29 protein-coding genes are annotated in these 22,561 nt (G+C 63.4%); 11 read left to right on the top strand and 18 right to left on the bottom strand.

The features are described from left to right. Positions 1-3: 3 nt before the first annotated feature. The 3 genes from RBB32_RS12955 to fliF are packed head-to-tail and all read right to left on the bottom strand — an operon-like array spanning position 4 to position 2,512. A complete protein-coding gene (locus tag RBB32_RS12955) occupies positions 4-297 on the bottom strand; it encodes a FliM/FliN family flagellar motor C-terminal domain-containing protein (protein ID WP_306153138.1) in 294 nt (97 codons plus the stop codon). Next, on the bottom strand, positions 297-893 hold the full coding sequence (locus RBB32_RS12950; RefSeq protein WP_306153137.1) for a flagellar biosynthesis protein: 597 nt from the start codon (positions 891-893) through the stop codon (positions 297-299). Before RBB32_RS12950 ends, RBB32_RS12955 begins: the two co-directional genes overlap by 1 nt. Then, the gene (fliF, locus tag RBB32_RS12945; RefSeq protein ID WP_306153136.1) at positions 893-2,512 is read right to left on the bottom strand and encodes a flagellar basal-body MS-ring/collar protein FliF; all 1,620 of its coding nucleotides are present in this window, start codon (positions 2,510-2,512) and stop codon (positions 893-895) included. The genes RBB32_RS12950 and fliF overlap by 1 nt, the downstream gene beginning before the upstream one ends. Positions 2,513-2,635: 123 nt before the next feature. Here fliF and fliL point away from each other — a divergent pair, with 123 nt between their 5' ends. The 9 genes from fliL to RBB32_RS12900 all read left to right on the top strand — a co-directional run bounded on the left by fliL (position 2,636) and on the right by RBB32_RS12900 (position 12,053). Beyond that, positions 2,636-3,127, top strand: a complete 492-nt coding sequence (gene fliL / locus RBB32_RS12940) for a flagellar basal body-associated protein FliL (protein WP_306153135.1) — start codon at positions 2,636-2,638, stop codon at positions 3,125-3,127. 9 nt (positions 3,128-3,136) lie between these two features. After that, complete coding sequence (locus RBB32_RS12935; protein WP_306153134.1) at positions 3,137-3,496, top strand: hypothetical protein; 360 nt, start codon at positions 3,137-3,139, stop codon at positions 3,494-3,496. Next, complete coding sequence (locus RBB32_RS12930) at positions 3,493-4,089, top strand: MotE family protein (protein WP_306153133.1); 597 nt, start codon at positions 3,493-3,495, stop codon at positions 4,087-4,089. Before RBB32_RS12935 ends, RBB32_RS12930 begins: the two co-directional genes overlap by 4 nt. A 48-nt stretch (positions 4,090-4,137) precedes the next feature. Continuing rightward, positions 4,138-5,007 (top strand): flagellar motor stator protein MotA, encoded by an 870-nt coding sequence (gene motA / locus RBB32_RS12925; RefSeq protein WP_306153132.1) that lies wholly within the window; start codon positions 4,138-4,140, stop codon positions 5,005-5,007. Then, a complete protein-coding gene (locus tag RBB32_RS12920) occupies positions 5,004-7,316 on the top strand; it encodes a hypothetical protein (protein ID WP_306153131.1) in 2,313 nt (770 codons plus the stop codon). Before motA ends, RBB32_RS12920 begins: the two co-directional genes overlap by 4 nt. 377 nt (positions 7,317-7,693) lie before the next feature. After that, complete coding sequence (gene flhA / locus RBB32_RS12915; protein ID WP_306153130.1) at positions 7,694-9,781, top strand: flagellar biosynthesis protein FlhA; 2,088 nt, start codon at positions 7,694-7,696, stop codon at positions 9,779-9,781. A gap of 5 nt (positions 9,782-9,786) precedes the next feature. Then, positions 9,787-10,551, top strand: a complete 765-nt coding sequence (locus RBB32_RS12910; RefSeq protein WP_371931060.1) for a flagellar biosynthetic protein FliR — start codon at positions 9,787-9,789, stop codon at positions 10,549-10,551. Further along, positions 10,552-11,637, top strand: a complete 1,086-nt coding sequence (locus RBB32_RS12905) for a flagellar biosynthesis protein FlhB (protein WP_306153128.1) — start codon at positions 10,552-10,554, stop codon at positions 11,635-11,637. Continuing rightward, positions 11,634-12,053 carry a hypothetical protein gene (locus RBB32_RS12900; RefSeq protein WP_306153127.1) on the top strand — a complete coding sequence of 140 codons (420 nt, stop codon included), beginning with the start codon at positions 11,634-11,636 and terminating at the stop codon, positions 12,051-12,053. The genes RBB32_RS12905 and RBB32_RS12900 overlap by 4 nt, the downstream gene beginning before the upstream one ends. Positions 12,054-12,082: 29 nt before the next feature. On the opposite strand, the gene RBB32_RS12895 is transcribed toward RBB32_RS12900, so the two are convergent. Genes RBB32_RS12895 through RBB32_RS12855 form a run of 9 tightly spaced genes read right to left on the bottom strand, consistent with a single transcriptional unit; the run spans position 12,083 to position 16,650 of the window. After that, positions 12,083-12,595 (bottom strand): flagellar basal body-associated FliL family protein, encoded by a 513-nt coding sequence (locus RBB32_RS12895; RefSeq protein WP_306153126.1) that lies wholly within the window; start codon positions 12,593-12,595, stop codon positions 12,083-12,085. A gap of 10 nt (positions 12,596-12,605) precedes the next feature. Continuing rightward, positions 12,606-13,340: a flagellar basal body L-ring protein FlgH gene (flgH, locus tag RBB32_RS12890; RefSeq protein WP_306153125.1), complete on the bottom strand. Its 735-nt coding sequence runs from the start codon at positions 13,338-13,340 to the stop codon at positions 12,606-12,608. Positions 13,341-13,349: 9 nt separating this feature from the next. After that, positions 13,350-13,763, bottom strand: a complete 414-nt coding sequence (flgA, locus tag RBB32_RS12885; protein WP_371931059.1) for a flagellar basal body P-ring formation chaperone FlgA — start codon at positions 13,761-13,763, stop codon at positions 13,350-13,352. Between the two features lie 2 nt (positions 13,764-13,765). Then, positions 13,766-14,551: a flagellar basal-body rod protein FlgG gene (gene flgG / locus RBB32_RS12880; RefSeq protein WP_306153123.1), complete on the bottom strand. Its 786-nt coding sequence runs from the start codon at positions 14,549-14,551 to the stop codon at positions 13,766-13,768. A 15-nt stretch (positions 14,552-14,566) separates the two neighbouring features. Continuing rightward, the gene (locus tag RBB32_RS12875) at positions 14,567-15,280 is read right to left on the bottom strand and encodes a flagellar hook-basal body complex protein (RefSeq protein WP_306153122.1); all 714 of its coding nucleotides are present in this window, start codon (positions 15,278-15,280) and stop codon (positions 14,567-14,569) included. A gap of 1 nt (position 15,281) precedes the next feature. Beyond that, complete coding sequence (locus RBB32_RS12870; RefSeq protein ID WP_306153121.1) at positions 15,282-15,551, bottom strand: flagellar biosynthetic protein FliQ; 270 nt, start codon at positions 15,549-15,551, stop codon at positions 15,282-15,284. A 2-nt stretch (positions 15,552-15,553) separates the two neighbouring features. Further along, a complete protein-coding gene (fliE, locus tag RBB32_RS12865) occupies positions 15,554-15,844 on the bottom strand; it encodes a flagellar hook-basal body complex protein FliE (protein WP_306153120.1) in 291 nt (96 codons plus the stop codon). Positions 15,845-15,856: 12 nt separating this feature from the next. After that, positions 15,857-16,249 carry a flagellar basal body rod protein FlgC gene (gene flgC, locus RBB32_RS12860; RefSeq protein ID WP_306153119.1) on the bottom strand — a complete coding sequence of 131 codons (393 nt, stop codon included), beginning with the start codon at positions 16,247-16,249 and terminating at the stop codon, positions 15,857-15,859. A gap of 11 nt (positions 16,250-16,260) precedes the next feature. Beyond that, the gene (locus tag RBB32_RS12855) at positions 16,261-16,650 is read right to left on the bottom strand and encodes a FlgB family protein (protein WP_306153118.1); all 390 of its coding nucleotides are present in this window, start codon (positions 16,648-16,650) and stop codon (positions 16,261-16,263) included. A gap of 86 nt (positions 16,651-16,736) precedes the next feature. On the opposite strand from RBB32_RS12855, the gene RBB32_RS12850 reads away from it, so the two are divergent. Next, positions 16,737-18,155, top strand: coding sequence for a FliI/YscN family ATPase (locus RBB32_RS12850; protein ID WP_306153117.1), 1,419 nt, complete (start codon positions 16,737-16,739; stop codon positions 18,153-18,155). Positions 18,156-18,207: 52 nt separating this feature from the next. Here RBB32_RS12850 and RBB32_RS12845 read toward each other — a convergent pair whose 3' ends face one another. From RBB32_RS12845 to RBB32_RS12820, 6 genes are all read right to left on the bottom strand, one after another. Further along, on the bottom strand, positions 18,208-19,014 hold the full coding sequence (locus tag RBB32_RS12845) for a DUF1217 domain-containing protein (RefSeq protein WP_306153116.1): 807 nt from the start codon (positions 19,012-19,014) through the stop codon (positions 18,208-18,210). Next, positions 19,011-19,415 carry a flagellar biosynthesis repressor FlbT gene (gene flbT / locus RBB32_RS12840; RefSeq protein WP_306153115.1) on the bottom strand — a complete coding sequence of 135 codons (405 nt, stop codon included), beginning with the start codon at positions 19,413-19,415 and terminating at the stop codon, positions 19,011-19,013. Before flbT ends, RBB32_RS12845 begins: the two co-directional genes overlap by 4 nt. Beyond that, complete coding sequence (gene flaF, locus RBB32_RS12835; protein ID WP_306153114.1) at positions 19,412-19,789, bottom strand: flagellar biosynthesis regulator FlaF; 378 nt, start codon at positions 19,787-19,789, stop codon at positions 19,412-19,414. Before flaF ends, flbT begins: the two co-directional genes overlap by 4 nt. Before the next feature lie 74 nt (positions 19,790-19,863). Continuing rightward, complete coding sequence (locus tag RBB32_RS12830; protein WP_306153113.1) at positions 19,864-20,727, bottom strand: flagellin; 864 nt, start codon at positions 20,725-20,727, stop codon at positions 19,864-19,866. A 215-nt stretch (positions 20,728-20,942) separates the two neighbouring features. Continuing rightward, positions 20,943-21,302 carry a hypothetical protein gene (locus RBB32_RS12825; protein ID WP_306153112.1) on the bottom strand — a complete coding sequence of 120 codons (360 nt, stop codon included), beginning with the start codon at positions 21,300-21,302 and terminating at the stop codon, positions 20,943-20,945. Beyond that, positions 21,292-21,582 (bottom strand): rod-binding protein, encoded by a 291-nt coding sequence (locus RBB32_RS12820; protein ID WP_306153111.1) that lies wholly within the window; start codon positions 21,580-21,582, stop codon positions 21,292-21,294. The genes RBB32_RS12825 and RBB32_RS12820 overlap by 11 nt, the downstream gene beginning before the upstream one ends. Positions 21,583-21,697: 115 nt before the next feature. On the opposite strand from RBB32_RS12820, the gene RBB32_RS12815 reads away from it, so the two are divergent. Further along, positions 21,698-22,561 (top strand): hypothetical protein (locus tag RBB32_RS12815; RefSeq protein WP_306153110.1); only part of this gene is annotated, 864 nt, incomplete at its 3' end.

Raw genomic sequence — 22,561 nt, 5'->3', positions numbered from 1 at the left:
CGCTTACCCCAGCCCATCTTGAAGGTCCGCCACCTCGGTCAGGCGGACGGCCAGTTGCCCGGCCTGATCGCCTTCCATTTCTTCCAGTTGTCCGCGCGCAATCAGGCGTTCGCCCACGTAAAGCTCAACCGCGTCGTCGACACGTTTGTCGAGCGGCAGCACCGCGTCGCGCTTGAGCGTCAGCAACTCGCGGATCAAGGGGCGGGCCTTGCCCACGGAAATGGTGATCTCGATGGGAACCGAGGAAAAGGGCGTTTTCAGCTCGGCCTGTTGCGGGGTCTGGGATGTTTCGGTCATCAGGTGGTATCCTTCATGTCGTTCAGGGTGTCGGCGTAATAGGCTTCGATGGCGTCCGAGATCCCGGCAAGAACGGCCTTGGTGTCGATCTCGCGCTCGGTATCGCCAAACCGCAGGCGCACTTGGCCTTCGCTCATCGCCGGATCGGCGGAAATGGTGGCGGGCGGATGGTCGGGCCCTTCGAGCAGCTTTTCGAGAACCGGCACCGTTTCCGGTGCCGCCAGAAGCGACACCGGCGCGGGGGTTTGTTCGTCAAGAAAGCCGTGCAGGATTTCCCGAACCCTTGCCCCAAGGCTGTCCTGCGCAAGGCGAGGCAGGACGGTTTCAACCAGTTGATCAAGAAAGGGCTTGAGTGATTTCAGCGCCGCGGCCTGTGCCTCGTGCAGGGTGAAGGACAGGTCTTGCAGGTTCTGCGCGAAATCGGCCGAAACATGGCTGGCCTCTTCCGAGGAGGCCTTGGTGGAATCGTCCCACCCGGCCTGATAGCCCTTTTCAAAGGCGGCCAGTTTTTCCTCTTCGAGGGCGACATCGGTGATCGCCACCGGATCGCCATCTGCCAGGGTGCTGAAATCCTCAAGAAGATGCGAAATGGTCATCAGGCGTTTTCCTCTTCCAGCCAGCTGCGCAGGATTTCGACGGTTTCCTCCTGTCGTTCACCGATGAGGTTGCGCAGGCGTTCCGCAGGGTCGTCACCGCCGCGGGTGAGCGCCGGAACCTCGGCCTCGTCTTCCGAGGCGGCCCCCTCGGGGCCGGAGACAAGCGACATATCCGCGGCGTCGCGCGGGCCATCGTCGATCTCGCCGGTCAGAACGCGGGCGGCGGCTTCGCCCGGGGATGGGGAATCGGGCGCGGGGGGCGGCAACGTGGAGGCGCCCGCGCGGGGCTTCATCAACACGGGCCGAACGACAAACAGACCCAAAACCAGCGCAACAAGGCCCAGAACGGCGGCCTGAACGATCGACATCAGGTCAAGCCCGAGGCCCGCGAGGAACGCGGGTTCGGCACTGGTGCCGCTGGGCAAAACGGTTTCGAATTGCATGGTCTTGAGGGTGATGACATCGCCGCGCGCTTCGTCGAAACCGACGGCCGAGGCCACCAATTCGCGCAGCGCGGTCAGTTCCTCTTGGGGGCGGGGGGTGAAAACCTCGGCCCCGTCGGTGCCAGTGCCCATGGTGCCATTGACCAGAACCGCCACGGTCAGCCGTTTGATCGCACCGGGGGCGACGGTGATTTCCCGTTCGGTTTCCGACACCTCGTAATTGATCCGCTCGCGGGTTTCGCTGCTTTGGCTGGAGGAGCTATCGGTGCCGCCCGCCTCTCCATCGGGGAGGTTCGAGGCCACGGTGACATCGCCACCGCCCTGATCAGAAGAGGTATTCGTGCGTTCCTCGGAATCGGTGCTGATGGCGACGCGGCTTTGCGGATCAATCCGGCGTTCGCGCATCGATTCGGTCCGGGTGACGGTATCGAGGCTAAGCTCGACCACCGCATTGCCGGGCCCGACGCGCGCCTCAAGCAGGCGCTGGACCCGTTTGCGCATCGCTTCGGCGCGATCGTCGGTGGCATTCGCGGGCGTATCTTCGGACATACCGATCAAACCCCCGGTGCTGTCGATGATCGAGACATCCTCGGGCGCCAGACCGGTGACCGCCGAGGCCACAAGATAGCGCAGGGCGCGGGCATGCTGTGCGGTCAGCGTACCCGAGGAGGTGTTGATCATCACCGAGGCCGAGGGCGTCACATCCCTTTGGAAGGGGTTCGATCCGGTGCTGGCCAGATGCACCCGCGCGCCGGTAATGGCGGGGTGCGCCTGGATCGTGCGGGCCAGTTCGCCTTCTTTCGCGCGCCAATAGGCGGCATCGAACATCTGCGAGGTGGTCCCGAAGCCCGACATCGAATCAAGCAGTTCATAGCCCTTGGTCGAGGTGGCGGGCAGGCCTTCGCTGGCCAAGGTCATGCGCAATTCATCGCGGCGCGCCGATTCGACAAAGATCGCACCGCCGCGCACATCGTAGGCCACGCCGCGTTGTTCCAAGGCGGCCACGACATCGCCCGCCGCCCCGTTCTCAAGACCCGCGTAAAGCAAGGTCAGGCTGGGTGACGAGGCCATGCGGGCAAGGCCCAGAACGGCGGCAAAGACGGCCCCCGTGGCCAAAACGACGATCACGCGCCGGCGTGCATCCAGTTTGTTCCAGACGTCAAAAACTTGCTGCAATTCTTTGCCTCCTGATCCCCGGCTTCTGCCGTTCGCTGAGGTCATCTTTGGCTGATCCGGCTTAACAATCGGTTAGTTCCTGCGTGCCTATAGTGCGTCAAAGGCGACTCGCAGGTGAGAAAGATGGCCGAGACGGAAAACACGGAAGAAGACAGCCCGAAAAAGGCATCGAAACTGCCGCTTGTCCTTGGGTTGGTATTGGCCATCCTGGGCGGCGGCGGTGGGTTCTATGCGGTGTATTCGGGCCTGATTCTTGCCCCGGAGGTGACCGAACACGCGGCCCAAAAGGCGGCATCGGGCGAAGTGAAAGACATGTCCGATGTGGCCTTCGTGCCGGTTGATCCCATGGTCATCTCGCTTGGGTCGGGCGGGGCAAGCCACCTGCGATTCCAGGCACAGCTTGAGGTTGGCACCGCCCACGAATCCGAGGTGGCGAAACTGATGCCGCGGGTTGTCGATGTTCTCAACAGTTACCTGCGCGCGCTGGAGCCCGAGGATATTGCGGCGGGATCGGCCCTGATTCGCCTGCGGGCGCAGATGCTGCGCCGGGTGCAGATCGTCACCGGCGGCGACCGGGTAAGGGACCTGTTGATCATGGAATTTGTACTGAACTGAGGTGACGGAATGGAATTGATTGCCGATATACTGCTTGTGGCAGGTGCTTTGGGTGCGGGGTTTTACTGTTTCGTTCTGGCCCGGCGGCTACGCCGCTTCAATGATCTTGAAAACGGGGTTGGCGGGGCGGTGGCCGTTCTGTCCGCGCAGGTCGATGACCTGGCCAAGACGCTGGAGGCCGCGCAAAGCACGGCCAGCAGTTCGACCGACTCGCTTGAAGGGTTGACGGAGCGCGCCGAAGCGGTGGCCAGACGTCTGGAACTGATGGTCGCCTCGATGCACGATCTGCCGGCGGCCCCCCCGCCCAAAGCCCCGCAAGGCGCGGTGTTCAAACGTCATCAAGCGATTGACAGCGAGGTGGCGCAATGACGCGCAAAGGCAAACACCGCCGCCGACAGCCGGGCCGTGGGGCCCTTGTTCTGATCGCCAGTATCCTGTTGCTGTCGGCCGGGTTCCGGGTTGGCGGCGGGGCGGGGCAGGCCCTTGCCCTGGCGCAAGACGGGGTTGACGCCAGCCCCCTTGCCAAACCCGCGCCGCAGGCCTGTGACACGCCAGACGACCTTAGGCGCGTGCTTGCGGCGATCAAGACCCGTGAACAGGGCCTGACCCGGCGTGAAACTGCATTGCGTGACCGGATGCAGGCCCTGTCGGTGGCCAAGCGGGAAACCGAACGAAAACTGCAGGAACTGATCGAGGCGGAAGCGGATTTGCGGGCCACGATCGCCATGGCCGAAAGCGCCTCGGACTCGGACCTGGCGCGCCTTACTAAGGTTTATGAAAGCATGAAGCCCAAACAGGCCGCCGCCTTGTTCGAGGAAATGGACCCGAATTTCGCGGCCGGTTTCCTTGGCCGGATGCGTCCCGAGGCCGCGGCCGAGATCATGGCGGGCCTGACACCGCAAGCGGCGCATACCTTCAGCGTGGTCCTTGCCGGGCGCAACGCCAATGTCCCCAAGGAATGACGCAAAGGCGCGCACGCCCCACACCCCCACGAAAGGCTGGAGAAGCATATGCTTGGTTTAATCGGTATCCTGGTCATCTTTGCCATGGTCTTTGGTGGCTATCTGGCCGCCGGGGGCAAACTGGGTATTATCTTCAAGGCCCTGCCGTTCGAGATGATGATAATCGGCGGCGCGGCTGTCGGGGCCTTCTTGATCAGCAATGACATGTCGGCGGTCAAGCAGGCCGGCAAGGATGTGGGAAAGGTGTTCAAGGGGCCAAAGTGGAAGCCCGAGGATTATCGTGATCTCTTGTGCCTGCTGTTCGAATTGATCCGGCTGGCCCGGCAAAATCCGGTCGCCATCGAGGAACATATCGAGACACCCGGGGACTCGCCGATTTTCTCGAAGTACCCGAAAATCCTTGGCGACAAGGAAGCGGTGGCCCTGATCAGCGACACCATGCGCTCGGCCTCGATGAACTATGACGATCCGCACCAGGTGGAAGAGGTTCTGGACAAGCGGATGGAGGCGACACTGCATCACTCCATGCATTCCAGTCATGCGCTTCAAACGGTGGCCGATGGTCTTCCGGCGCTGGGTATCGTGGCCGCCGTGCTTGGTGTGATCAAGACCATGGCCTCGATCGACCAGCCGCCGGAAATCCTGGGCAAGATGATCGGCGGCGCGCTTGTCGGCACCTTTCTGGGGGTGTTCCTGGCCTATGGTTTCGTTGGCCCGTTCGCGGGCAAGGTCAAGGCCGTGGTCGAGGAGGACAGTCACTTTTACCACCTGATCCGCGAGGTTCTGGTTGCCAATTTGCACAACCACGCGACCAATATCTGTATCGAGGTCGGGCGGCAGAACACCCCCTCGCATATCCGGCCCAGTTTCTCGGATCTGGAAGCGGCCCTGAAGGGCGTCAAGCAGGATGCAGCATGATGCGGTTGCTTGGCATATTGATGGTCTGGGCAGTGCTCGCGGCACCCACCTTTGCACAAAGCGTGCCCATCCGGTCAGGAGAGCACGACAGTTTTACGCGGCTTGTCCTAACGGTTCCGCCGCGGGCGGATTGGACCATGTCCAATGACAGCAAAAGCCCGGTTCTGAGCTTTCAGCGGCCCTTTCGATTTGACGTTGCAGAGGTGTTCGACCGTATCCCGCGCGACCGGTTGACGGGTTTGCGGGAACTTTCGCCGGGGCGTCTGCAACTCGATCTGGCCTGTGCCTGTGATGTGACGATGTTCTGGCATGCCGAAACCATGCTGGTCATCGATATTGCGGACCCGCCGGCGCGTCGCGATCTTGTCACGCCGCGGTTGCGCCCACCGCGCGATACAATGCGCCAAAAACGGCAGGCCGTCCCGGACACGCGCCGGATGATCGCCCGGAACCAGTGGCCTCGAACCCGCCCTTCGGCGGCCTTGCTGCAGCGCCAACTGACCCCGCCCGCCGAAAGCGTTCGGCCCAAGCCCCCAAGGCTTCACCCCCCCATGCGGCAGGCCGAGGCGCTAAGCCGTAAGCGCCAGCAGATCATGGAGCAACTTGGCCGCGCCGCCTCGCAGGGGTTGTTATCGCCCAAGGCGGGTTTGTCAGGCAAGGCAGGGGCAGGGGCGCAGGCCAAACCGAAATCGCCTGCACCGGGCGGCGGGTCCGCGCCGCAAGCCAATGACGGGCCACCGGCCGGCAAACATAACCTCCTTGACAACATCCGCGCGCAATCGAGTATCGACCGGGATTTCTTGCGCCATACCGACACCATGACCGGGATCACGAGCGACGGGCGCGCATGCCTGCCCGAAGCCGTGGTGCGTGTCTCGGATTGGGGAAACGACGCTCCTTTCGGGGCGCAAATCGGTCCGCTCAACGCGCGGCTTTTCGGCGAATTCGACAAACCCGACGAAGAGACAGCCCTGCGTTTGGCGCGGCTTTATGTCTATTTCGGCTTTGGTGCCGAAGCGCGGCGCACCCTGCGCCTGGTTGCGACGCCATCACAGGGGCGCGCGATGACCATGGCCATGGCCGACATCCTGCAGCATGGCAAAGCGCCCGATGCCTCGCTCTTTGCCGGGCAACTGGATTGCACATCCTCTGTTGCGCTTTGGGCCGCACTGGCCCACGCCGATCTGCCTGCCAATACGCCCGTGGATACCGATGCCATCCTCAGGGGGTTTTCCGCCTTGCCCCGGCATTTGCGCCGCTATGTCGGGCCTTGGCTTTCGGATCGGTTCCTGAAGGCGAACCGGCCCGATGTGGCCAATCGCATCCTTCGCATCCTTGAGCGCGGGCCGGGGCCGGACACGCCGGAAATCGGATTGGCAAAGGCCGAGGCCGAACTGGCCGAGGGGGCGCTTGAGGAGGCGGCCGATACGCTTGACGGCGTCGTCGAACACGGGGCCGAGCCATCGGCGCGCGCGCTGGTGCGCCGCATTGAAACCCTGTGGCGCGAGGACAAGGAGATATCCTTTGACATGGCGCAACTGGCCGGGGCCTATGCCCGCGAGACCCGGGGCACGGACCTTCATGCCGATCTGACCTGGGCGCAGGTGGTCGCATTGGCCGCGTCCGGGGCCTTTCATCAGGCTTTCGACGAAATCGACCGCATCAAGGAAAAGGGTAGCATGACGCATGATGCGCTTGTCGACGATGTCATGGGGCGGCTTGCGGCACGGGCCGAAGACTTCGACTTTTTGCAATATGCGCTTCCGCCCGAGGATCGGCCCATGACCCGGCTTTCGCCGGCGGTGGCCAATGCCACCGCGGCACGGCTGTTGGACCTTGGTTTCGCGCAGGCCGCTGGCCTGTACCTTGAGGGGGGCGTAAAGGCGCCGAATCATCGACAGCGTCAAATCCTGCGTGCCCGCAAGGCCCTGCAAACAGATCGCCCCAGGCAGGCCGAAGCCGAGCTATTGGGCCTGGACGGGCGCGATGTGAATCGCCTGCGCGCCGAGGCCCGAAGCCGCCTTGGCCAACATCGCGCGGCATCCGAACTTTTTGCAAGTGTCGGCGAGGATGAGGCGGCCGAGTTGCAGGCATGGCTGGCCGAGGATTGGAAACGCCTTGCAGCCAACCCCGAGACGGACTTGGCGCAAGTCGCGGACTACATGACCGGCCAGCCCGAGGCACCCGGCACAGGGCGCACCGCGGGGCAGCTGCGAAGGGGCCGTGACCTTCTGGGGCAGAGCGGGGATATCCGCGACATGTTGCGCAACCTGCTGGATACGCGCGGCCTGGAGGGGCCGGGCGGGTAGGGCCCGTGCCGCATCGCATCCCGGTAGATTGCCGAAATTCCCTGGTTCTTGGTTACTTAAAATCAACTCTCTTTCGATAGCTGTGGAGCATGTGCAGAACGCCCATCAAGGAAAGGTCACAAAGTGTCCGACGGTTGCCCTACGGGTCGCGGAATCGCCGATCCCACCACGCATAACGGCCATGGCCGCGCAAAAGCACGGCGCGCTTGTTCCGGGCAAGACCCGGCAAACCCTTGGTGGCGTGGGGGTGTCGCGCTTTGCGCCGGGGGGCCGGGCCGCAGGACGTCGGCCCCGGCCGTTATGCGTGATCGCACCGCACCCCCTGCCAGGCGCCGGTATCGGGTGAATGGCCCAGGATCGAAAGGGGGGCGTTGATCATGGCGGGGTTTTCAATCCGGGCCCTGTTTCAGCCCACGGTCCTTTTGGCACTGGCATTGATGGCGGTGATCGTCATGATGATCCTGCCGATGCCTGCGGCGGTTCTGGACGTGGGGTTGGCGGCCTCTTTCGCCTTGGCGATCCTGATTTTCACCGTCACGCTGTTTATCGAGAAACCGCTGGATTTCTCCTCGTTCCCGACGATCCTTCTGGCCTCGCTCATGCTGCGGCTGTCGCTCAACGTGTCATCGACCAAGCTTATCATCGGGCAAGGGCACACCGGCACCGGGGCGGCGGGCGATGTGATCCAGGGCTTTGCCAATTTCGTCATGGGCGGCAGCGTGTTCCTGGGGCTGGTTGTTTTTGGTGTTCTGTTGATCGTCAACTTCATGGTGATCACCAAGGGCGCCGCGCGGATGGCCGAAGTTGGCGCCCGATTTGCCCTTGATGGCATGCCGGGCAAGCAATTGGCCATCGACAGCGATATTTCCGCCGGTGCGATCAACCACGCCGAAGCGCGGGAGCGGCGCGAAAAAGAACAGCAGGAAACCACCTTTTTCGGCTCGCTTGACGGGGCCTCGAAGTTCGTCAAGGGCGATGCGGTGGCCGGGTTGCTGATCACCTTGCTCAATCTCGTGATGGGCCTGATCATGGGAACGGTTGTGCATGGCATGGCGATCGGGACGGCCTTTGAAACCTATGCGATCCTGACGGTCGGGGATGGCTTGGTCACCCAGATCCCGGCCGTGGTGATTTCCATTGCCTCGGCGCTTTTGCTGGCCCGGGGCGGCGCCAAGGGGGCAACCGACCTTGCCTTGGGGGCGCAGCTTGGCAAGCATCCCGTCGCCATCGCGACGGTCGCCCTTTTGATGGTGCTTTTCGCATTGGTGCCGGGCCTGCCCTTCGTTCCCTTCATGCTTGGCGGGCTGGGGCTTGGCGGGGTCGCGTTCTGGCTGCATCGCAACAGGCCCGGCGAGACCGACAACACCGCTCAGGCCATGGCCGAAACGCCCCTTCCGGCCAAACGCTCGCTTGGCGATATCCTTGAGCTTGACGATATCCACGTCGAATTCGCGCCCGACCTGGTGAACATGGTTCTGGATCCGGGCACCGGGCTGGACACCCGGATCGAGAATATCCGCAAACATGTGGCCACCCATTTCGGTGTGATCCTGCCCGAAGTGCGCCTGACGGATGAGCCGGGGTTACGGCCCGGCACCTATGTGATCCGCGTACAAGGGGTTGAGCAGGCGCGCGACACCCTGCGCCCCGACCAGGTTTTGGTGCTTGATCCGGACAGCCTTGCCGGCTTGCCCCCGGGCGAGGCGGTATCAGAGCCTGTTTACGGCGCGCCGGCCCGTTGGATCGACGCCTCGGCGCAGGAGGACCTGGCCCTGTCCGGGGCCACCATCGTGGCCCCCGCCGAGGTGCTTGCCACGCATCTTCTTGAGGTGATCCGCGGCAATTTGAGCCGGTTGCTGACGATGAAATCCATGCGCCGCCTGCTGGATGAAATGGTCAATCTGTCCGATCCCGCGCGGGCCGAGGCAAACCGTAAGCTACTGGACGAGATCATCCCCGATCGTGTCCCCTCGGACCTGCTTCATGCGGTGCTGCGCCTTTTGTTGGCCGAGCAGGTCTCGATCCGGAACTTGCCCCTGATCCTCGAGGCCACGGCCGAGGCCCGGCAGGGCCATGCAACCCCCGAGGCGATCTGCGAACATGTCCGTCAGCGTCTGGGGTTTCAATTGGTGGCCGGGCTGCAACAACCCGATGGCAGCTTGCCACTGATCCAGCTGGCCCCGGAATGGGAAGAGACATTTTCCACCTACCAAGTGGATGGAGAGCGCGGGCGGCTTGACGTGGCGCTTCCGCCGGAGCTGTTCAATACCCTCACAAGCGGCATCGCCGAGGAGGTCAACAGGGCCGGGCAAAAGGGAATTTCGCCGGCTATCGTCACCTCGACCGCGCGCCGCCGGTTCCTCAAGACGGCGCTTTCGGCCAAACGGATCAACACGCCTGTCCTGTCCTTCGAAGAAATCGGCCTCGAGGCCCGGCCAAGCCTTGTCGGCATGGTGGCCGCGTGACCCAGATGGCCGAGGCGATTGACCTGTCGCGCGGCCTTCTTTGGCTACACCTTGCGGTCTTGTTGCGGGTCGGCCCCGCGATTGCGCTGTTTCCCGGCTTTGGTGAACAGGCCCTTCCGGTGCGGATCAAACTTGTGATCGCCTTGATGGTTACGGTCGTCATGGCCCCGGCGGTGGCGCCTTTCGTGCCGTCGTCGCAGGTCGCGCCGGGCAACGTCGTGTGGCTTGCCCTGAGTGAAAGCGCCGTTGGCCTGCTTATTGGGCTGGGTATTCGCCTGTTCGTCATGGCCCTGCAAACCGCCGGGTCCATCGCCGGGCAATCCACGTCGCTGTCGCATATCCTTGGCAGCGTGGGGGTGACACCCCTTCCGGCCATCGGCCATTTCCTGGTGATCGGCGGCATCGCCTTGGTGATGATCCTTGGCCTGCACGTCCGGGCGATACAGATGCTTGTGCTGACCTACGGGATTTTCCCGGTCGGGGTTTTCCCCGAGGCGGCCTCGGTCGGGCAATGGGGTATGCGGCAGGTGGCCGGGGCCTTTGCACTGGCCTTCACCCTCGCCGCGCCCTTTGTCATCGTTTCGGTGCTTTATAACCTGACGCTGGGCATCATAAACCGCGCCATGCCACAGCTTATGGTGGTGTTTGTCGGCGCGCCGGTCATCACCGGCCTTGGGTTGCTATTCTTGTTCCTGCTTGCGCCCACGATCCTCACGATCTGGGCCAATGCGCTCGACAGGTTCCTGGCCAATCCCCTGGGGGGCGGGTGAATGGCCGGACAGGACGACGACACCGATAAATCCCACGAGCCGACACAGCACAAGCTGGACGAGGCGCGCAAGAAAGGCGAGGTGGCCCGCTCGGCGGATATGACAACGGCCGCGGCCTATGCCGGGTTCCTTTTGGCGGGTCTTGTCGCCGGGGCAAGCGCGATCCGGACCGTCAGCGAAGGTTTCATGGTGTTGATCGGGCAGGCCTCGGGCCTTGCCCCGGTGGTTTTCGATGGCCCGGCCACCCCGCTTATGGGGGGGCTGATGGCCACGATGGCCATGGCCTTGCTGGCATGGTTTCTTGTGCCGGCGGGCATGGCGCTGTTGTCGATCCTCGCACAGCGCAGCTTTGTCGTGGCCGCAAGCAAGGTGAAACCGAAGGCCTCGCGCCTCAACCCGATCCAGAACGCCAAGCAGAAATATGGCCCCTCCGGCCTGTTCGAGTTTGCGAAAAGCTTTGTCAAACTCCTGTGCTACTCGGTGGTTCTCGGGGTTTACCTGACCTACCGGTTGCCCGAAATGACCGGTGCCTTGCATGCCGAACCGCAAGTTGTTGGCGCATTGCTCAGCCGGATGATGGTTGAGTTCATGTCGGTCGTTCTGGTGATCGCTTTGGTGATCGGCGGCATCGACCTTGTGTTCCAACATCATGACCATCGCCGCCGAAACCGCATGTCACACCGCGACCTGAAGGAAGAGCATAAACAGCACGAGGGCGACCCCCATATGAAACAGGAACGCCGCCAACGCGCGACCGAGATTGCCTCGAACAAGATGATGGCGGAGGTGCCAAAGGCCGATGTGGTGATCATGAACCCCACCCATTACGCGGTTGCCCTGCAATGGAGCCGCGCATCCGGGTCGGCCCCGGTCTGCGTGGCGAAAGCCACCGGGCACTTGGCGCTGGCCATCCGCGACCTTGCGGTCGAGAATGGTGTGCCCGTGCGGCGCGATCCGCCAACCGCGCGCGCCATCCATTCCATGACGGAGATCGGACAGGAAATCGACACCTCGCAATACCGCGCCGTGGCCGCCGCGATCCGCTTTGCCGATGCCATGCGCCGCAAGGCAAAGGCCTTCGGATGAGCCGCGGCTTGACGGACCTTGCGGCGCTGACCGAGGCGCAGTACCGGGCAAAACAGGCTGAATTAGAGCCTGTTTTGACCGAAGAGCGCCGGTTGCGCCGGGCCTTGGCCGATCTGGAAGACAATGTCAGCGGCAGTGCCGCGCTGCCGCTCGCCGATACCATGGACTTGCAGCGCGTGGGCGGGGATATGGCATGGCGGCGCTGGGCCGCTCAAAGCCGTAGCGACCTGCAAACAAAGCTGGCCCGGGTGCTGGCGCAAAAAGCCGCGAAAATGGCGGGCCTCAAGCAGGCCTTCGGCCGGGCCGAGGCCGTGGCCGCGATGAAACACCAAGAGGCCACAGATCGCACAGGTGCCCGGGACAAGGCACAGCTTGAGGCGGTTCAGGATCTGATCAGGCTGAAAATGTCACTTTGACGTCGCGGGCGGGCCCCGCGATGGGGGCCTCAGATATCCTGTCGTGCCAGATCGGTGATGAGTATACTGCGGACACCCTTGCCAAGGATGCCTTGCGCAACCTCTTTCAAGGCGCCGCGCAGGACGTCCATATTGTTGGAATTGGTGAACTCACCTTCGAACCCGCCCATGTTCGCGTGATCGAACAGCACCTGAAGGAAGCCATCGCGCAGCTTCGGTTCGCGTTCGTAAACCCCGGCATTCAGGCCCGCATCCACCTCGATGCCCAGGGACATGACCACAAGCGATTCAACCAGCTCATCGTGCACCACGGGCACCACGAACTGGTTGTTCAGCTTGACATAGGCCATGTCGTCATCCGCGTGACCCGCATTGCCTGCCGCATGGTCCCCTTTCGCCGGGTCTTGATACCCCGGTGTTTCGCTTTTTTCTGCCGGAACAGTCTCGTTTTTCACGGGGTCGGGGCGCAGGGCTAGGCCGGCGCCAACGCCACCGCCCAGGCCGACCGAAAGCATAAGAACAGGCAGAAGTTTCTTGATCATGTCGTTTCCCTCAGAATGGCAGGATCATGTCCAGCGCCTGCTGCCCATAGCGGGGCTGTTGCACATCGGTGATCTGGCCGCGCCCGCCATAGGAAATCCGCGCCGAGGCGATCTTGTCATAGGTGATCTCGTTCTGGCGCGAGATATCGCCGGGCCGGACGTAGCCCGTCACCAAAAGCTCGCGCAGTTCGAAATTCACCCGAACCTCCTGCGTTCCCTGGATTGCCATGACGCCATTGGGCAGAACCTGCGTCACCGTCGCCGCCACCCGCAGGGTCAGTTCTTCGCGGCGGCTGACGGACCCGTCGCCGCCCGACGACCCCGAAGAGTCAAGCGAAACCGCATCCGCCATGCTGGCCCCTTCGGGCAGGCGCTTGTCGATCCGCTGTGGCAGGCCCAGAAGCTGCGGCACCCCCATGTTCTGCGAGGCATTGCGCGAGCGCGAGGTCGAGTTTTCAATCGCGGCTTCCTCGTCGATCTCGATCACGACGGTCAGGATGTCCCCCCGCTGCACCGCCCGCCTGTCGCCGAACAGCGATTGCCGGCTCCCCGACCAGAGCGAGGCCTCGTCGACAGGGCGCTGAACCTCGGCGCGCAGCGGCAAACCGGGTTGCAGCATCGCCACATGTTCCGGGGTCGTTTCGGTCGGGCTGAGGCTGGGCGGCTTGCCGAAATGGTCCAAGCGGCCACAGCCCGCCAAGCCGAGCAAGATAAAAAACCAGAAACTGTTTAGGCGCAAAAGCATAATTTTTCCTTAACGTGAGACCATGATACGGCCATCCGGTAAAACCCGGCCCGAGACGGTATTGCGCGAGGACATGTTCATCACCCGCACCACTTCACCCGCCCCCGCCCGGCCAAGCGAGCGGCCTTCGGTGGTGATCCGCAGCCCGTTGCGCTCAAAGATCAGTGGCACGATCTGGTTGCGATCCACCAAGGCGGGTTTGCCCAGATCGCCCATCCGAATGGGACGCCCGGCATAAAGCGAGACCCGCGCCTCCAGTCCGATGACCGCCTCGGGGGTCGTGGCCGCGCCGGGGATCTCGACGGGTTTGACCATCACATCGCCGGGGCCGATGATGCTTTGTGCCCGGATGGTGCGCGCGGCCAAGACCGTATCGGCCATGGCGGGCGCCCCAAGGGCCAGCAGGAAGGCGGCAAGGCGGATCATCAGCGCACCTGCGTCGTCGCGCCAAGCATCTGGTCGGCGGCGGAAATGACCTTGGAATTCAGTTCATAGCCGCGCTGCGCCTCGATTAGTTCGGTCACTTCGCGCACCGGGTCAACCGAACTGTCCTCAAGGTATCCCTGTCGCAGGGTGCCAAGCCCGTCCTGCCCGGGCGTCGAGATCAGCCCAGCGCCCGAGGCTTCTGTTTCAAGGAAAAGGTTGCTACCCATGGCCTCCAACCCCTTGGCGTTGGTGAACCCGGCCAGGTTCAATTGCCCGATCAACTGCGCCTCGGCGGCATCGCGGAAGTAAGCATAAACCTCCCCCGCCGGGTTGATCGACAGGCTGCGCGCATCGTCGGGGATGGTGATCTCGGGCTGCACCGGGTAGCCATCCGAAGTCACGATCAGCCCATCGGCCGAACGCTTCAGCGCCCCGTCGCGGGTATAGGCCGATTGGCCCGACGGCAGCGTGACCTCCAAGTATCCATTGCCCTCGATCGCCACGTCCAGATCGCCGCCCGTGGGCGAAAGCGCCCCCTGCGCAAGGTTCACCGAAACGGCGGCGGGCCGCACCCCAAGGCCAAGCTGCACGCCGGTGGGCAAAACCGTGCCGTCATTGGCGTTCACGGTGCCGGGGCGGGCCATCTGCTGGTAATGCAGATCGGCAAATTCCGCCCGCCGGGTGTTGTAGCCTGTGGTCGACATATTGGCGAGGTTGTTGGAAATCGTTTCAACCCGCATCTGCTGGGCGGCCATGCCCGTGGCGGCAATCTTGAGGGCGCGCATATCGTTCTCCTGCGGTTAGCGTGTAAAGGCCTTGAGGGCCGTGCGGATGCGCTCGTTCTCGGCATCCAGGAAGCTTTGCCCCATCTCGTAGGCGCGTTGGATTTCCACCATGCGCGCGATCTGTCCGATGGGGTCGACATTGGCGCTTTCAAGGAAACCCTGAACGATCCGCCCGTCGAAAACAGGCTCTGTTCCGCCTGTCGTGCGAAACATCACGCCATCCTCGCGAATGAGGTCATGGGCTTCCACGGGCCGGACAAGCCCCAATTGCCCAAGCGGGCGGCCATCCGCGCTTAGCGTGCCATCGCGCGATATGGCGACATCGGCGGCATCGGGTGGCACGAAGACCGGCGCGCCCCCCGCATCCAGCACGCGAAAGCCATCGTTGGTCACCATCTCGCCCGCCGCCGAGAGGGTGAAATTCCCCGCCCTTGTCAGGCGCTCCCCCTGCGGCGTCTCGATCAGGAAGAACCCCGGGCCTTCGATCGCAAGATCAAGCGTGCCGCCGGTGGAGGTCAGCGCCCCTTGCAGCATCGAGGTATTGCGCACATTGGCCGTGGCCATCGAAAGCGAGGGGCCGCCGTCGGTGCGCGTTACATGCTCGGCAAAGATCAGCCCCTCCTGCCGGTACCCGGTGGTGGCGGCATTGGCGATGTTGTTGGCCACCACCTGCAATTCGCGCAACAGGCCCGATTGCCGTGTCAGGGTCGTGTAACCTGCGTTTTCCATCTTATCCTCCGATGATCAGCGGGATCAGCCGGTCTTGGAAAAATCCGACCAGTGTTTGCGTCATGAACCCCATGGTCAGCCAGAAAACCGCGACGATGGCGGCCAGTTTCGGCACGAAGGTCAGGGTCAATTCCTGGATCGAGGTCAGTGCCTGGAACAGGCCCACCGTGACACCGGCCAGCAAGGCCACCGTCAGGATCGGGAATGAAATGATCACCGCCACCCAAAGCCCCTGGCGCATGGAATCGAAGAAAATCACCTGGTCCAGCATGATCAGACCGGCATTCTCAGGATTTCCTGATAGGCCTCGACCACCTTGTTGCGCACCGTTACCGCCGTTTCCACGGCCAGTTCGGTTTGCGCCAAGGCCTGCACGAGGGCATGCGGATCGGCCTCGCCGGTCATCGTGGCCTTTGCGGTGGCTTCGCTTTCGCGCAGGGTGGCGGCGAAATCGCGCGCCACATTGCCAAGCGCCTCCCCGGGGCCGCCCGCGCCGGGCTTTGCCTCGGTCGCGGGGCGGGCGGCTGCATATTTCTGAACAGCGGAAAGAGGTTTTATATCCATTCTGGATCTCCTTTATTTGCGAAGCAGGTCCATCAGACCCGAGGACATTTGCCGCGCCTGCTCGAACATCTTGAGGTTCGCCTCATAGCTGCGCTGCGCTTCGCGCGCGTCAGCGATTTCAATCACCAGATCCACGTTGGACCCGCCGTAATGGCCGCTTTCGTCGGCCATGGGATGCGTCGGGTCGTACACCTGTTTCAGGTCCCCGCGATCCAGTTGCACAGGCCCGGTTTCCACCCGGCCCGTACCCTCGCCCGCCGTGAACTCGGTGCGGAACGAAATCGTCTTGCGCCGGTATCCCGGCGTATCGGCATTGGCGATGTTTTCCGACAGGTGGCGCAGGCGCTGTGCCTGCGCCTTCAGCCCGCTGGCGGTGACATCAAGGGATTTGGCAAATTCACTCATCCCTGGCCCTACTATCTTGCGCTCACTGCGTTGCGCAGAACCGTCAGGGAATGCTTGTAGATGGCCAGGGCGCGATCATGCTGTCGCTTGACCTCAACGGCCTTGACCATCTCGGTCTCGATCGACACCGAATTGCCGTTCGGATCGGACTCTGCGTCATGGCGAATGGACGGGTCATAAGCGCGGTTGGCACCCGCTCCATGCAGATGTGCGGCCCGTGTGGCCCTTGGGCGAAAATCACCGGTATCAGTCTCTAAATAGGCCTGAAACGGCGCTAAATCCCGCGCGGCATAGCCGGGGGTGTCGGCATTGGCCATGTTCTGCGCGATCAAGGCCTGTCGCGCTCCCGCGTGGCGGGCCATGGCATGCGACATGCGAAAGATGTCTAGGTTTTCAAACATCGGGGCTTCTCCCTCGATTGGCTTCAATCAAGGCTTAACCGTGATTCCTTTAGAAAGGGTTTGCGGAAAAACTTTTGGAGTTCCCGATGACGGAAAACACCCTGACACCCCCGACCCCTCATATCGCGCGGCTCAAGGCCGTGCGCCCCCTTGGCCGGGTCAGCGCCGTGCAGGGGCATAGCCTTTGTTTGTCTGGCCTTTCGGGCGAGGCGCGTTTGGGGGATCGGGTGCGCATCGACCGGGGCGCAGGCCCGCTTTTCGGCGAGGTCGTGCAGCTTGAGGAAGGGCGCACCGTCGTTTTGCCCGATGAGGTGCCCGTGGGCGTGGCGCTGGGCGATTCGGCGCTTTTGCTGGATGCCGCGACGATCTCGCCGACGACGGGCTGGGTCGGGCGGGTGATTGATCCCTTCGGAAACCCACTGGATGGAATGCCACTGGCAGCCGACCATACGCCATATCCCTTGCGGGCGCATCCCCCTGCACCGGCCGAGCGCCGCGCGCTGGGCGCGCGTCTTGAGACCGGGATGGCCGCCTTCAACACCCTGCTACCCATCGTGCGCGGGCAGCGGCTTGGCCTTTTCGCCGGGTCCGGTGTGGGGAAATCCAGCCTTCTGGGCCATCTGGGCAAGAATATGCAGGCCGATCTGGTGGTTTTCGCGCTGATTGGCGAACGCGGGCGCGAATTGCGCGAATTCGTCGAAAAGGTGCTTGGCCCCGATGGCATGCGGCGGGCGGTGATCGTTGCGGCCACCTCCGACATGTCGCCGCTTATCCGGCGGCGCTGTGCCTGGGCCGCGATGGCCGTGGCCGAGTATTTTCGTGATCAGGGGCGGCACGTCTTGTTGCTGGCCGATTCCGTCACCCGGTTTGCCGAGGCGCACCGCGAGGTGGCCACCGCCTCGGGTGAAATGCCCGCCCTGCGGGGTTACCCGGCCTCGACGTCGCATATGATCATGTCGCTGTGCGAACGCGCGGGGCCAGGTGCGGGGGCGGCGGGGGACATCACCGCGCTGTTCAGTGTCCTGGTGGCCGGCTCGGATATGGATGAGCCGGTCGCCGATATCTTGCGCGGGGTGCTGGACGGCCATGTGGTTTTGGATCGTACGATTGCCGAGCGCGGCCGCTATCCGGCGATTGACTTGCTACGCTCGGTCTCTCGCAGTTTGCCCGCCGCCGCCAGTGATGACGAGAATGCCCTCATTGCGCAGGCGCGTGCCCGTCTGGGGGCCTATGCCGCCTCCGAAACGATGATCAGGGCCGGGCTTTACAGCGAAGGCAGTGATCCGGAGCTGGATCAGGCGGTGCGCATCTGGCCGGACCTGGATGCATTCCTGGCGGAATCCGAGCCGAATACGATCACCGACAGTTTTGCGCGCCTTGGCCTGATCCTGCGGCGTGGGGCAGCCACAGGCCGCGCGCGCAGGTCCGAACACGGCCTGCCCGCCCCCCGCCAGACCACGGCGCGGGCCACCCCGCATCATGCACCCAAACGGTCAGATCCCTAGGCGGGTCGCATCCCCCGGCGCCACCAACATCAAGACCCGCCGCACAAGGGCATCAGAACTGCCGCGGCGCCTGCTGCAACAGGGTCAGGGCGATGGCATTGGCGCTTTGCGCCTGCATCCCGGCCACCTGATCGCGCAGCAGGTATCGCTCAATCAGCCCATCCAGAACCTCGGCATCTTCCAAATCCGAAAGGCGGGCGATGCCCAGTTGGCTTTCACTGCGGTCCGTAAAAACCTCAAGCTGCTGATCCAGGCCCAACTGTGCAAAACTGTCCGGCAACCCAAGCGCCACCTCGAACACCTTGCGCAGGGGGGGCGTGCCCATGATCCGAAACCAAAGGGACTCGTCACTGTCCGGGCGTTCCTGCGCGATCTCGGCCAGTTCACGCTCGGCATTCATGGCCAGGCGCAGGCTTTCGTCCTGATCGCCCACCGCCACCTCGAAAGAGATCGCGCGAAAACGGGCCGTGATCTCGGCGCCGAACCCCTCGCTTTGCGTCGCCGGAGTGCCCCCATCGCCAAAGCCAAAAGTCTCTGACAGCGCCTTGTAGCGGTCATCGGCAAGCTTGTTGGCAAGCGCATCCTGCGACTCGACCCCGCCTTCCAGGATACGCCGGATCAAGAAGCGGTTATCCAGGTCATCCTGCAACCCGAAGGCCCCCAGGGCGACGCGCAAAAGCCGGCGGTCCGCCACCAGGTCCTCGGCGCTGGTGATCTCGCCGATCCTGGTCTCGAAATAGGTAGTATCGCGGCTGATGACGGGGGATTTCTCAAAGGCCTCGGCCTGGCTGTCCCGCGTGGCATTCAAAAAGGCCCAACCGCTCAGGCCCGACATCGGTATGACGGGTTGAAAACTCATTGCACACCCTGCGCCAAAAGCCGGTCTTCCCGGGGCAGCAATCCACGAAGCGCCTTGAGACATTGATAATACTGGGCGTTCAACACCGCCTCGGTCGCGCGGGACAGATGCGCATGGCTGTCAGGGTCGGTGAAAACCCGGCTCAATTCCTCGATCCGGCGCAACAGACGCAGGCGCGCCTCGTCCGGTTCGGCATCGCCCGACAACACCAATTGCGTCGCATAGCAGACGCGCCGCACCGGGGTATTGGCTTCATCGGGGTGAATGGCATCGCGCAGCCGCAGGATATTCGCCTCGGGCGTCACGATGGAAAGGCGCGATCGCCGCTCGCCGTTTTCGATCACGGCGCCATTGATCAAAACCCGTTCTTTCGGGCTCAGTTTCAGGACAAGACCGCTCATGCCGATGCCCCCCCATCGCGCAACCCCCTGAGGATCGCGGTATTCACTTCGATCAGGGGCGCGGCACTTGCCCCTTGGGTCAAAACCTTGCTGCTGTGCAGCCGGGTGAATTCCGCAAGATAGACAATCCGCGCGCGCAGCGCCTGGGGAAGCGGATTTCCCGCATCCGCCACGTCGGCGGCCAGGAGGGTCCACAGCCTGCGATTGTCATGAATGGCGGCGGCCATATCGCGAAACCCTGTCGTCCCGCGCTCCGATGCCGTTTTCAGCGCATGGGTAATGCGCGCGATGGCGTCATATTCAACGCCGCGATGGGTGCGGGTGGCCTGCGCATCTTGCCGATAGGCATTCTGTGCCATTTGGATCGCGTTCACATCAAATCCTTCCGGTTTGGGTCTGTCGTGTCAGGATGCGTCGGGGCGCCCGGTGCGGGGCGCCCCGATCAGTGTTAGCCCCTGAACAAGGACAGGATGGCCTGCGGTGCCTGGTTGGCGATGGACAACGATTGCGTCGCAAGCTGCTGTTGCACCTGAAGGGCCTGCAGCCGCGCCGAGGTCTCTTCCATATCCGCATCCACCAAGGCACCGATGCCGGATTTCATCGCATCGGTCAGCTTGCCAACGAAATCGTTCTGGTCGCTGACCCGCTTGGCCGAGGCCCCAAGATCCGCCGCCCCCTGAACCGCGATTTGCAAAAAGCCTTCGATTTCGTCCAGGGCCGTCTGCGCATCGGCGGCCGACGCGATCGAGGTGCGCGACGTCATGTCAAGGTTGGCTTCGAAATCAACCCCGGCCACGTCGATGGTGGAAATCGTCGGTGGGTTTGAATTGCTGTCGTCGTTGGCCCCTGACCGGTCAAGCGAGGACAGAACGGTTAGCTGCGTGCCGCCGTTGCCGTCCACATCCGTCGCCAGAAGGTTCACACCGTTGAATTGCGCGGCCCCCGTGATGGCGGTGATCTGGTTCGCCTTCTCGGTCATATCGGCTTCGATCTTGCCGAAATCGGCTGTTTCGCTGGTTCCCGCGGCGGCAAGTTCGCGCATTTCGCCCAGGATGTCGACGATCTGTTCGGCCCCCGCCGAGGCGACAGCCACCGTCGATTCACCCACGGCAAGCGAGTCCGAGACCGCCTTGAAGCCGTTGACATCCGATTCCATCACCTTGGAAATCGCCCAGATGGCCGAATTGTCCTTGGCAGAGGAAATCTTTTTGCCGGTCGACACCATGTCCTGTGTCTTGGCAAGGTTCGAATTGACCGATTTCAGGGTTTGCAGCGCCACCATCGCGCTGTTGTTCGTCAGAATGCTCGACATAGCATGTTCCTTTAACGCTTGGCGCTTTTGCGCCATGTTTCATACACCCGCCTCCGCCAGAGGCCGGGCCAAACAGTCGTTCTGACATCTGCAGCCGATGGGGCTTGTGCCCCTGCCGCGCCACCCGTTCCGGATGCAGGCACAGCATGGGCCTTGAGATGCTAACGGAACCCTAAAACGCGCCCCCGTTATCATGGGCATTTGACACAAATCCCTCAGGCCCGCTTTTCCACGCTGAAATCGGCCTCTCCTTCGATGGTGGTCTTGGTGCCCTTGGCGTCATAGGTTTCAAGCCCGCGCCTGACCCGGCGCAGGGCGGCCATGCGCGCGGCCACGTGCCGTATCCCTTGCAACGCGCCATCCAAAAGCGCCTGATTGCGCAATACCTTGGCCTCCACGGCGCCCATTTCCGGGCGCTCGGCCTCGGTCAGGGCATTCAGCGCATCAATCAGCCGCTCCTTGTTTTCCAAAAGCGTTGCGATGGCCTCCAGGTCGCCTGCCAAAAGCGCCGCGCGCTCTTGTTCAAGCAGGTCATCCAGACGGTTTATCAGGGTTTGCGCGTCTTCATGGTTCATCTCGGGTCTCCATCATTGCGTTCAGGAAATGTTCGGCCAGGCCGATTCCGCCGGTTTTGGCGATCTCCTCGGCCACGGCCTGCCGGTGGAACGAGGCGAATTGATCCCCGCCCGGCCCACCGGAAAACGAATTTTCCTGCGTGCCGAATCCGGCGCCTTTCAACATCTCGGCCAGGAAGGTCGCTTCCAATTTCCGTGCTGCTTCGCGCGCCGGCGACAGGTCGGAGAAAGCCGCCCTTGGCGCCGCGCCCTTGGGGGGAATCGGTAAAAAATCAGTCACTGTTTTACCTCGAATTGTGGACAAGACCCCGCCATTTGACCGCAATTCGGTAAAGAACCGGTAACCGGCATCTGCCATGCTTTCCCCAACTGAGGAAGAAATCCCGGAGAGCAGCATGCTGCCAGTTCATACAACGCCTGTCGCACAGGATCAGACGTCGAAACCGCGATCGCCCGCGCATCCCGCCCCCAAGGCGGCGCATCCGCCTTTTCTTGCCGTTTTCGGGGCGGCGCATCTGCAATCGCCTGCGCCGCAAGCGGAGCCGGAAACCGATTTGCCCAAGGCCGAGGGGGGCGAGGGCCCCGGCACCTCGCCGCCTTTGGACGGTGAGGTGCCGCAGGTTGATGCATCGCCTCCCAAACCGGACACGGCAGACCCCGAGGCGGTGGAGATGGCGCAACCCACCTTGCCCGGCGCAGACCCCGCGCGACCGGGGCAAGGTGGGGCGTCCGACAGCTTGATATCGGGGGCTCAGGCATCGGTCACGCGGGGGCGGCCCCACCCGGTGTTCGGGCCCGGCCCGGCAACAACCACGGAAACAGGCTCTGATACCGCCCAAAAGCAGCTTGAAATCTCCTCGAAAGCACCAAGGGCACCGCTGATTCCGGGCAATGGGCAGGCCGCTGAGGCCCATGCGCCTGTGCCGCCACGGCTTGCGATGCCGGATCGGGCGGGGCACGCGATGGTGCGCCCGCCCGTGTCGGAAACGGCCGGTCAAGAGGGGCAAACACCCCCGCGCGCGGCCACGGGACGTCTTGCCGCCAAGGATGCGGCGCCTGCATCCGGCGGTATGGCGTGGCATGTGGCGGCGTCGGAAAACGGCGCCTCGCCACGCCAAGCGCGCGAGGCGCCGGCCCGGGGTCGCGGCGACCCGCCTTTGCCCCTGTCCCAAACGCCGGCCCCGCCATCCCCGACGCCCACCGGCACGGCACAGACCGCACAGCTGCCCACCATGACGCCCCGATTGCCCCCGTCCGCC

Origin of the sequence: Roseovarius sp. MMSF_3281 (assembly GCF_030733685.1) — a bacterium.
GTDB lineage: Bacteria > Pseudomonadota > Alphaproteobacteria > Rhodobacterales > Rhodobacteraceae > Roseovarius.
This window is presented reverse-complemented; position numbering and strand designations above follow the sequence as displayed.